This is a genomic window from Bacillus sp. SA1-12, assembly GCF_000981385.1.
Lineage (GTDB): Bacteria > Bacillota > Bacilli > Bacillales > Bacillaceae > Metabacillus.
This window is the reverse complement of sequence record NZ_LATZ01000115.1, coordinates 19,394-29,761: the sequence shown is the minus strand read 5'-3', so window position 1 is coordinate 29,761 and position 10,368 is coordinate 19,394. Positions and strand designations below refer to the sequence as shown.

The window sequence follows — 10,368 nt, the reverse complement described above, 5'->3', positions numbered from 1 at the left end:
TTCCTGCAATACAAGGCTGCACTTTAAATCCAAAATCATCCGCAAATTGAGCGAAACGTTTATTGACTATTCCTTTGGTATAATTTGTTCTTGCTTCATCCATTACCGTTTTCATATTGTCAGTCACGATCTGCTTCGGTACACCATCTATGGCTTCAAATGCTTCTGTTAAAAATGACAATAGCACACTTTGTGACTTTGATATGGTCATATAGAAAGTTCGAAACCTAGAATATGAAAGCAATAATACCGCCACGTTTACATGAACAACTTCACCATCTTTTGTTTCATACCGAATGTTCTCTTTCCAATCAAGTTGTGCCTGTTCCCCTGGTGGAGTTTCATACCTGATACTAGATTGAGTTGAATTGATTCTCTTTCCCTCACTAAAGTAAGATTGAAACTCAGGTTTACTTTGAATGTATCTACGAAAAGAAGAAGCTGCACAATCCAAGTCGTGATTATCTTTTAAATATTGCCAGAGCACTCGTTTATAATAAAACACTTGTTTTGATTCTTTTGATAATAAAAGGGAAATAACTCCATAGTACTCATCAATTTTTGAAGATTTGTTTTTTGTTTTCTTGGGAGTAAATCCATTCAGGTATTTATTAATGGTACGCCGATCTACATTTAATTCTCTCGCTAATTGACTCTTGTTAATTCGCATTTTTAAATTCTCCATCAGTATTTTTAATTTTGGTAAGTCTGTAAGACTATTAATCTTAAAATCTGTTTGGATATCTAACGCTATGTACATACTAATCACCCCAAGATTAGTATGTAGAAATGAGTCGAAACTGTACATCTTTAATTAATCAAATTTTTACATATTTAAATTAGCATTTGTAGTCTGAGGAACACGAACTTCATATAAGGCTAGGTATCATTGGATGAGTTTGCTTAACAAAACAAAGTCCTTTCTGTCGAAGGTGATACAGAGTAAATGAAAGCAGATAGGTGGAGGGAAAGATTGCACTCTTACCTGGGGAGGTCTGATTGGAACGCCAAGTACATTTGGTAACCTATCTAGCGATAGATAGCTGAACAATAAGAAGTCCCTAAAAATACAATTACATTTTACTGATTGCTTTCTCATTTGTTTCCTGTTCAAAGTTAAGACTCTATACTACTTCTCATAAAATTAACTGCTTCAACGCCTGTTAAATACGACTTTTCTATATAGGATACCTTTGTAGTAACAATAACCTCTTGGAGCTGTTCCAATATCCTTAGAAATTGATATTAGCGCAGCTCTAACAATGATCCAGGGAGATTATTATTTTCTTATCATTGTAAAATAATTGCAGAATTTTTTAACAAAAAATACTTTTAGCAACACACTGGATTAAAAACATGTTTTAGGACAAGGTTAACATAATAACTTTAATTATTTTTAAAGTTAAAAGGATCTTGGCAAGTTATATAATTAAGTTTTGTAATTCTTTACCCTTAATAATACATCTTCTTTAAGGGTTCTAATAAATTCATCATCACTTAAATAAATTAATCCATATTTCCCCTTTGCTTTATCAAGCTTATTAAATAGATATGAGATATATTCACATTTGTAAATTCCTTTTTCTAAAGGAATAAAATATAAAAAACAAAAAGGTCCTGAATATGCCATCTGACCAGGTAATTTATTGATTACTGCATATTTTTGCTGGCCATAGAGTAAAATTGAAAGTTTATAAGTACAGTAATCAATTGTTTCATCATTAAAATTTGGATTTATAATTTCAACATCACTCTCAGCCTTAGAAATATAAGGGTTTCTTTTAGTTAATATTTTAGTAAACTCAATGTAAACATCTTCTACCAACTGTATAAACTCTGATTCATGTAATTTTGTAACAAACATTTTTATTAAGAAACCTGTTACATCATAATTTCCTATTTCAATACTTTTTAACATAATTTGTAATAACATAAAAATAATAGCTTTTTTATAATTTTCTTCAATATTGCTTGGTAGCTGCACCTCTCTTTTGGTTACAGCAAATAACTTTTGAAGCATAGGTGATAATTCTTCAATTTTTATATTTTTATTAGAAACCGTACCTTTATATTTATTCAACTTAGTAGAGCCAAACATTGAATATACAATTAAACTTATCTTCTTTATATCACTTTCTTGTACTGCTTTTAACAACAATTCATTATATATTAAAATCCCATACAACTCTTCTTCATTTTCCTTACTAAATTCTTTTAGCACATCAACGGTATTTTGTAATATTATCGGGTGTTCACTATCAATTAACTTAATAATTTGCTTAAAATGTTTTACATATATAATATATATTTCTTTGTTCTCTTTTGGGGGAGCCAATACAGTAAATAACTTAAGACATTCATTTGCAGAATCAAATTTATTATTATTGTACAAACAAATACATAGATGTAAGTGATTTTCTACAATAATAGTATAAAAAGATTTAAACCAATCTTCCTTTTTATATTCATCCTTTTTCATTGGTAAGGAGTTCAATACATCGAATGGAACATATCTTCTTAGATAGGTTTTACTGTTTCCATGCATGAATTTTGTAATTATTTTTTCCCATATATTAAAATAGTTTCTAAAAGAATCACCATCGTTTTTTTCTATACTAATAGTTAGTGTTTGGTACACACTTAACATGCTGTGAGTTAAATAGTTAATTAACTCTTTATCATATTTTTCTGTATAACAAAGAATATTTATTATATGGTCTACAGTATCTGTTGTTTTCTTTAATATATAGTCAAAATTAACACTTCTTAACATATTTCCTATTACATATGTAAGTCCTAGTTTCAATGAAATTATAAAAAGAATTATCCATAAGAAAATTTGCAAATTGCTACTTTGATTTAATAATAATTCAGTATTAAATGTGGCGAAAATCTTACCGTACGTAAATGTGAAAAACACTAAAAGGAAAACTGATAAATTATCCTGAAGGACAATATTACTACTTATAGAAATTGTCCTTCTTACTCTATAAGTAAAAATATATATAGATACACTTATAGATAATAATACTCCAATACTGTTATTTAACAGATTAAAGAGCTTATACAAATCTTGACTTTTACTTTTTAAAAAATCAATTAATTCAAGAGGTAACAAAGTATCAAGAAAAGCTAGAATTACCTTAATAATATTATATAAAACTACACTGTTAGGGAGGAGAAAGTATGTTATTAGAAATAAAAATAAGAATACCAATATACTAATAATTGTAAACATTCCATAATGCTTATTTATTTTAATAATTTGTTTTTGAATAATTGCTGATCTTTGAGCTCTTCTTTTTACTGACTTAATAGACCTTTCTTTTATTTCATCAAATGTAAAACTAGTAGGATCATTTTTTATCTTCTCTAAATTGTTTTCTGAGGAGTTGATATACTTTAGAAAAGTTATATTTTCATAAATAAAAATTGTTATTATAAAAATTAAAATTAAAAACAAGATTGAAATAATTTCTATTAACATTTCTTTCTCCTGAATTTCAAAATAGTTTAATTAAAGGGAATTTACGAAAAATTTTATAATTCACTATAAATTAAATAAAAAGTCAATAATCTAAAGGTGATTATTGACTATACTATCTTATATCATTTGTGCAAAGAGAGGACCGTAGTAATGTAACAAGTCATCATTAGTGATTACATTGTTTCCGTAGTCAAAATTATCGTGTCCCTCACGAGCATTTATCCAAGGTTCCTCTGTATGGGTTAAATTCTCTAAATATTTACCAGAAAATTCACCGTATATTTCCCAAACTACATGAATAATATCTATCTCATTGTGATGAAGTGCATTTATATTGCCAATAAGATCCTCGGAATAATTTATTTGACTATAACCATAATGTCTGTATTCCCGATACAATCTTGGAAAAACAGGCCCATGTATCCAAGCCTCAATGTTATCATCTTCTACAAGGGGGTCACCGTCATATGCAGCTATGTGCCATGCATGTGCATAATATACGAGCTTTTGTAACTTAAGATGGGTAATTTCCCGATCAGTTTCTGGCTCACTTAGTGATATAAAATATTTTGCAACATCATATACACTTGCCACATTAACCCCTCCCTTTTATTATGTAATTTAATTATACATTAAAATAAATTAAAATAATACACTGCTACTTATAATATTATGCATTAGGATAAGTATATGTTAAAACTTAAATATATTTCTGCAACTGTGTTTGTGAATATAGGAGCTTCAGAAGAAAAAATTTCGTTAGAAATGGAATAAATAATATATACCTAGAAAAACCTAGGTTACACTTCAATACTTTATACTCTGAGTAAAAGAAAAAACATTTTACTTTTGCTTCTTTTTTAGCTATTGTAGTTTTAATTTATGTAAGAATTTTTTGCTCTTATCATCTTTTAATCCCAATTCTTTTCCGTAGTTTTCAATATAGATAAGAATACTATTTAACAACTTTATCTGATAATCACTAAGCACGCAATCACTTTCTATCAATACTTTTATCATATCTGATATATCATTTAAACAATTTATTTTCTTATCCTTGGGTACTGATCCTAACTCTGAGATTTTATTAATTGCACCTGAAATTTGCCCTTTTGCTGTACTATTATACAAAGCTAAAATTAATGAGTCCTCAAATTCATTTTTTAATAAGTTGATTTTAGTTTCCTCAAAGTTTTTATACAGTTCCCAATCAAGTTTTTGATTAATTAAAAGAGTATTGTTAATATTATCAAATAAATTGTATTTTTTGATAAGTGGAAGAAATTTTTCTGACCCATAATCGCTAAGTGCATTATAGAAGATTAACAATAATTCGTATGTAGATAATTGTGCTCTCAAAATTCCTATATAGTTTTGTTTTTGGTCCATTGAAAGGGCTTCATTTTCATGAATAAACTTAGTTATTCGATATAAGTTCCTAAAGTAATGTCCAATTGAATCCTGGTACGCTGAAAAAAATAACTCATATGAATTTATTATTTCTTCTAGCACTTCTTTCCTATCCTTACCTTTACCTGAAAATGTCGAAAGTAACTCTGTATATAAATCACTAAAAGAGTCTCTTCCAGAAGATGGGGAATGACTTGATTTATTGGATATTTTGCCTATATCAATTTTTATATTTGTAATAATATCATTATTCAATGTGATCATGTTAAAAAATGTATTTTCAAATCTTTGAATTATAAATACATCTCGAGTTTCTTGCAATTCTTTCCTTTGTAAACCAAGTTCCTGTCTCTGCATAATTATTGCTATCATAACACCAATATAGCTTAGGAATGTTAATACTGGCAAAGTAGTTCCGCCAAACCAATCTCCAACGGTTCCCAAAGTACCAATAATTTCTGAGTTACTCTGATCATTGTTATTAATAGCCCCTTCGCTTTTAAAGAAAAATGATTTTAAATCACCCAATGGGATCCAATCTGTCTGTATGAATATAAATGGGATGATATAAAAAAGTGTTAGGCTACCAAACCCTAATACAATCAATAAAGAAATTAATAGCCCCCATCCAATTCCTGATCGTCGTGTTTCCTTCATTTAATCACCTAATTTACGTTTATTTATTCTAATCATACCTAAAGGATGAAACCTTTTCGATTTCCTCCTTCAACATCTCATCACCTTCTATCACCAAAAATAAAATCCTTTGTGCTATTTTTGACTCAAGCAATCTATAGATTTGAGAAACAGTTGTAAAAGTCTTCCCAGTGCCTGTCGCCATTGAAATTAATAAATTTCTTTTCCCGTTTATTATTGCTTCCTCTGTATTTTTTACAGCTTCGGCCTGTTATAGTCTTATTCCTTCAATATTAATTGGTTTTTGTAGCTTTAATGCTGCTATTTTGTCATTCCTATTAAAAATTCTTCAAGAGCAAAAGGTGTATGAAAATGTTGAATTTGTCTAGAAATATTTAGTTCATTCTTTACGTCTAAGAAGTAAACTACTTCCCCATTAGATGAATAAAGGAAAGGAGTCTTATAAATGTCCCATAAACCAATGGTTTCATTTGCACCTAAAGAATATCTTTTTGCTTGTTCCAAAACATTTGAAACACCTACTGATACCTTCTTCGCTTCAACGAACCCTAACAAGTTTCCTTTAACAAACAAAGCATAATCTGCTGGCCCGGTATCAGTAGGGTATTCCTCTACTGCATGATATTCTAAATAAGAATAATTATTTACATCCTTATTTGCGATAATAATCCAACCAGCATCCTTCAGTTTCTTATCAATTCTCTTTTTTCGGGTCTCTTTTTCATTTTCTGACATGTATTCTCACTCCCTTAAACAAGTTAAAGAACGGAAATTATATATTATTAAATGTACCAGAAATTTACATGAATAATAATACTTTTTGACTATTTTCTAAAAATAATACACTCTAAGTTATTAGTTTTCCTTACTTACGTTTTAAATGGAAAAAACGAGCAATCTGCCCGCTTTTTTGAATATATATAACATTATTTGAATCGTCAAAAATGACCACTTTTTGGCTCATTTTAGATTTCATTCATCATAAACTCCTTCAATTGACTGCCTGCGAAACTTCTTATAATACTTCTTTTCAATTGGAAGATCAACATAAGCCGAGAAAACAATAATCCCTTCTTCTATAGATAAGTTTGTCTATAATCTCCTTATTCGTTTTTTTAATATCTCTGTATTTATCATTTTCTGGTGGTAGGTCAGCTTGACTAACCTTCTCTTCTAACTCTTCGACTATTTTAATATAAGTTTCTATAATAACTTCTTTTTCCTCCATGTAATCTTTAATAAGGGTTGCTACAGTCTTAACTCGAATCCGGGCCGAGTCCAGGGCATTCGCTACTTTTACACGGATTTCGTTTACCTCAGGCTTCATTCTCCCTTCAATAAATATCCCTTCACTACAGGGAGAAAACTCAACGCTTATACACGTATAGGTACAAATGAACCTTATACAGGTATTCCGATTATAAAACCACACGGATCAATAGATTTTGACATTCCAATTCAGAATGTGTTTGGTGATATGATTCCTCCACAAGAGTATGTTAGAAAATCCTTATTTTTCACAAGAAATGACTTTGGAAAAGTAGAAGTTATTCCAAAATCCAAGTGGTTATCCCATAGATATGAAGCTGATATTATACCGCCTTCTGTTAGTAATATCCAAATACATTTAAGCTGGGTAGATACCATGCTTCGGGTATATGAATCAAAGGTTTCCGATCTAGATGCTCTTGTTATCATTGGTAGTTCATATTGGGAAGTTGATCGACCAGAGATTGATTTCTTTTTAGAGAATTTACCAAAAAAAGCTACAGTCTACATAGGTAATCTTGAGCCGGATAGAGAACTTATTAAAAAGATAAAATCTTTAGGTTTTTCTTATAACCTCTTCGGATTTGATGAATTACCTTGGAAAAATATAAAAACATCCTTCTACTATGAATAGTCGGATGTGTTTATTCTTCTAGAACTACATATTCTTCAGCAAATTTCCCACAGGAATTCCCATAGCAAAAAACAAGACCTTTTTCTTCATCCAACACATCTTCAACAACCCAAATACTTCCTAATGGATAAGCAGTATGTCCTCTTAACCGTTGATGTTCTCTGGTGATTTTTATTTTTTCTCCAACTTTAGCAGACCTTTTTACTTCCTTCACTTGGATTCACCTTCTTTATTAAATTATATTTCAATATTGTATTATTGGAACCTCATTTCATTAGATGTATGAAAAATAATGTCATATATCCGATAGTAAAGTATTGTATTTATTTCTCCTATCGTCATTCCCACTCTATTTAAAAAGAGGATGCCCCAAAGGACACCCCCATTAATTCAATAAATCGTTCAATTCGTCTAACCTTTTTGATACCTCTTCGCTTGTAATACGAGTTTCCCCTTTGAAGAAACAAAATAAGGAGCCCAATCAAGGCTCCTTATATCGTATAATTCTATTAATCTGGATAAATATCGACAATTAGTAAGAATTTGGTTGATTAATTCAATCTTTTGAAATATTATTTAATTAAGATACATTGCATCGTAGGTACGTGGTTGAGCCTTTTTATATGGAGATGATAGTTATGGATTTAACCACAGCTTCATTTATGGTTGATCTTGTTACCTTAATGTTCTTAATAACAGAAATAAAAAAGTAATATATACCAGTATACCGAACAATAATGGATAGAAAAGTAACCTATCAGTTTATTACGACAAAGAATTAATAGGTTACTCTAAAAAACTTTGCCAATCACGAATCTTTCGATTGCAATTTGTATCATAACCTCAATGGGTGCATCCATTGGGGTTATTTTTCTAAATTAATGTACGCTCTTAGTATACTTTTATCAAAACAATGTTCACTCTTAGAATACCTTTTGACAATATTATAACAAATCCTCCCTCATGTTTGCAATCTGAAAACATAAAAATCTAATATTATTTTATTTTCACCCTAACTCTTCCGGAACTATTCGTCTTCACTGTCGGCTGTTTCATCAGTTTAGGCTGCACCGTTTGAAGGAATTGCGTAAACGACTGCGCCTGGAATATACGGAACTTCGAGTTAGATTCGATCGGATAACGTTGCTCTGATAATATCAGTACATGCGAAAACATCTGCTTTTCTGGATGCTGCCACGGTTCACTTTGGACAATTCCAGTCTGAAATCAGTCGTCATAACGATCTAGCTTCGCCTGCATTTGCTTTTCGGAGTATACACGTCTTCTGAACTTCGATAAAAAACGGCGTACGACGGAATATACATACGATATCTGGCTCCGCAAGTCCCTTCGATCCATACTTCGGCTCGACCTGGAACATTTCGAATTTACCGTGCTGGCTTATCTCCTTATACGTATTTAGAATCGTAAGAAAATGTGGTATCTTCTGACTCGACTTCTTTATATTCGAATCTGATGGAAAGTAAACATACGGCTGGAAATGCGTATACCTCTCAACGTGGCCTTCACGGACTAATTGTAGTAATACGTTATTCGCGGCATACTGAGGAGATTTTAAGTTAGCGAAATGTAGCTCGGCAATCGAATCACGGTCCATCACTCGAAATCTATTTAAATCTGACATAATAGCTTTATCCCTCTTCGTTTAATTCTTCTCTGGTCTCTTCCGCCTCAACCACCTTCGCCCCTTTAGCGACCATAAACGGACTTAACAATTCCTTCGCCTTTAGGCACACGACCATTTACCGTAACGTTTAACGCTTATTAAACGCAAAAAAGCGATGGTATCTCAGCGAACAATGCCGCCAATTTACCGTCGCATAAACGTCTTCTAACCGATTAATAGATACCAGTGGTCGGGGTCGAACCGACACTCCTTACGGAACACGATTTTGAGTCGATACTGGATTTATAATCATTAAATATAGCTTTAAAACTATAATGTTAGGTTAATTTAATAACATATATTGTTATACGACACAATTATATCTAACCATTTAAGTATCTGCAACTGTTTTATGAACTGAAATTTTTAGCTTTGTCCATGCCTTTGTCAGTAAGTAAGTTAATTGGTTGATCAGTCCATTTGCTTTTTTTCCTGATACTGCTAACATAACCCTATACTTTCGAGAAATTAAAAAGCACCCTAAGAAGGATGCTCAATCTATCCTTTTAATAACTCTGCAACTACTTTTGATGCGAAATCTTTTAGCTCATTATATCCGAACTGCGTTGCTTGTTTCGCAACCTCTTTAACCTTTTCTGCTCCACTTAATGTAGGTTCAATTCCTAACTTTTCTTCAACATAATTAAGTCCATAACTAGTCATTTTAGTTGTTTGAAGTGAGTAATCACCGCCAAGATAGAAGTCAACATCTATTATTAGACCTTCATTAAGCAATTTTTCAAGAGCAACTACGAAAATTTCCTCGTCCATTTCAAGGCTTTCGTGATTAACACTTGACATATTCGGTAAATCTTTTTGATATTCAGTGTAAATCGCTACTAATACCTGTTGCTTTTTATCTAATTCCATTATTTTTTCCCTCCCTTCACTCTAAAATTCGCTGAAAGGATATATTTTCCTCCTATTGTTTAGATGTATTGATTAAGTTCCCATTTGTGAATAGGATACTTTTTTTCATCTCTACCGGGCTTAACACATTTATGGGTAACAACTTTATTTAAAGGATAATCGTATTTTGAAATTACATACTCACCTATCCATTTTCTATTTTCTTTTAGCCCTGACCTTCTGTTTCTTTTTACTTCATGTACCGTTGTATAAAGTCCAATGTTTGCTTCTTGTATGGTATAATCTCCTGTTTCTATACAACCTGAAATAACAAAATCAACTTTTTTCATTCTATCCCTCCTTAATTTTATCATA

General features: G+C 30.9%; 10 protein-coding genes and 1 pseudogene. 1 reads left to right on the top strand and 10 read right to left on the bottom strand.

The window, feature by feature from the left end; translation table 11 throughout:
- The 7 genes and pseudogenes from istA to WQ54_RS19395 all read right to left on the bottom strand — a co-directional run.
- A partial coding sequence (istA, locus tag WQ54_RS19420) for an IS21 family transposase (protein ID WP_046585568.1) occupies positions 1–760 on the bottom strand: 760 nt, incomplete at its 3' end.
- 669 nt (positions 761–1,429) lie between these two features.
- The gene (locus tag WQ54_RS19415; RefSeq protein ID WP_046586494.1) at positions 1,430–3,487 is read right to left on the bottom strand and encodes a hypothetical protein; all 2,058 of its coding nucleotides are present in this window, start codon (positions 3,485–3,487) and stop codon (positions 1,430–1,432) included.
- Between the two features lie 117 nt (positions 3,488–3,604).
- Positions 3,605–4,081: a Panacea domain-containing protein gene (locus WQ54_RS19410; RefSeq protein WP_046586493.1), complete on the bottom strand. Its 477-nt coding sequence runs from the start codon at positions 4,079–4,081 to the stop codon at positions 3,605–3,607.
- A gap of 270 nt (positions 4,082–4,351) precedes the next feature.
- Positions 4,352–5,554, bottom strand: coding sequence for a putative phage abortive infection protein (locus tag WQ54_RS19405; protein WP_046586491.1), 1,203 nt, complete (start codon positions 5,552–5,554; stop codon positions 4,352–4,354).
- A gap of 28 nt (positions 5,555–5,582) precedes the next feature.
- Positions 5,583–5,792, bottom strand: a pseudogene (locus WQ54_RS32890) (DEAD/DEAH box helicase family protein); the annotation flags it as partial.
- A 62-nt stretch (positions 5,793–5,854) separates the two neighbouring features.
- The gene (locus WQ54_RS19400) at positions 5,855–6,289 is read right to left on the bottom strand and encodes a type I restriction endonuclease (RefSeq protein WP_046586490.1); all 435 of its coding nucleotides are present in this window, start codon (positions 6,287–6,289) and stop codon (positions 5,855–5,857) included.
- 307 nt (positions 6,290–6,596) lie between these two features.
- Positions 6,597–6,881 carry a hypothetical protein gene (locus WQ54_RS19395; RefSeq protein ID WP_046586489.1) on the bottom strand — a complete coding sequence of 95 codons (285 nt, stop codon included), beginning with the start codon at positions 6,879–6,881 and terminating at the stop codon, positions 6,597–6,599.
- Between the two features lie 150 nt (positions 6,882–7,031).
- Here WQ54_RS19395 and WQ54_RS19390 point away from each other — a divergent pair, with 150 nt between their 5' ends.
- Complete coding sequence (locus tag WQ54_RS19390; RefSeq protein ID WP_046586487.1) at positions 7,032–7,457, top strand: hypothetical protein; 426 nt, start codon at positions 7,032–7,034, stop codon at positions 7,455–7,457.
- Between the two features lie 10 nt (positions 7,458–7,467).
- Here WQ54_RS19390 and WQ54_RS19385 read toward each other — a convergent pair whose 3' ends face one another.
- From WQ54_RS19385 to WQ54_RS19370, 3 genes are all read right to left on the bottom strand, one after another.
- Positions 7,468–7,671 carry a hypothetical protein gene (locus WQ54_RS19385; RefSeq protein WP_046586485.1) on the bottom strand — a complete coding sequence of 68 codons (204 nt, stop codon included), beginning with the start codon at positions 7,669–7,671 and terminating at the stop codon, positions 7,468–7,470.
- Between the two features lie 1,971 nt (positions 7,672–9,642).
- Positions 9,643–10,014, bottom strand: a complete 372-nt coding sequence (locus tag WQ54_RS19375; RefSeq protein ID WP_052737876.1) for a YjcQ family protein — start codon at positions 10,012–10,014, stop codon at positions 9,643–9,645.
- Between the two features lie 59 nt (positions 10,015–10,073).
- The gene (locus WQ54_RS19370) at positions 10,074–10,343 is read right to left on the bottom strand and encodes a hypothetical protein (protein ID WP_046586481.1); all 270 of its coding nucleotides are present in this window, start codon (positions 10,341–10,343) and stop codon (positions 10,074–10,076) included.
- Positions 10,344–10,368 lie beyond the last annotated feature (25 nt).

What these genes read in the sequence shown, in the direction of transcription:
- WQ54_RS19415 (WP_046586494.1), bottom strand. Translation starts at nt 3,487, where the DNA reads ATGTTAATAGAAATTATTTCAATCTTGTTTTTAATTTTAATTTTTATA.
- WQ54_RS19405 (WP_046586491.1), bottom strand. Translation starts at nt 5,554, where the DNA reads ATGAAGGAAACACGACGATCAGGAATTGGATGGGGGCTATTAATTTCT.
- WQ54_RS19400 (WP_046586490.1), bottom strand. Translation starts at nt 6,289, where the DNA reads ATGTCAGAAAATGAAAAAGAGACCCGAAAAAAGAGAATTGATAAGAAA.
- WQ54_RS19395 (WP_046586489.1), bottom strand. Translation starts at nt 6,881, where the DNA reads ATGAAGCCTGAGGTAAACGAAATCCGTGTAAAAGTAGCGAATGCCCTG.
- WQ54_RS19390 (WP_046586487.1), top strand. Translation starts at nt 7,032, where the DNA reads ATGATTCCTCCACAAGAGTATGTTAGAAAATCCTTATTTTTCACAAGA.
- WQ54_RS19375 (WP_052737876.1), bottom strand. Translation starts at nt 10,014, where the DNA reads ATGGAATTAGATAAAAAGCAACAGGTATTAGTAGCGATTTACACTGAA.
- WQ54_RS19370 (WP_046586481.1), bottom strand. Translation starts at nt 10,343, where the DNA reads ATGAAAAAAGTTGATTTTGTTATTTCAGGTTGTATAGAAACAGGAGAT.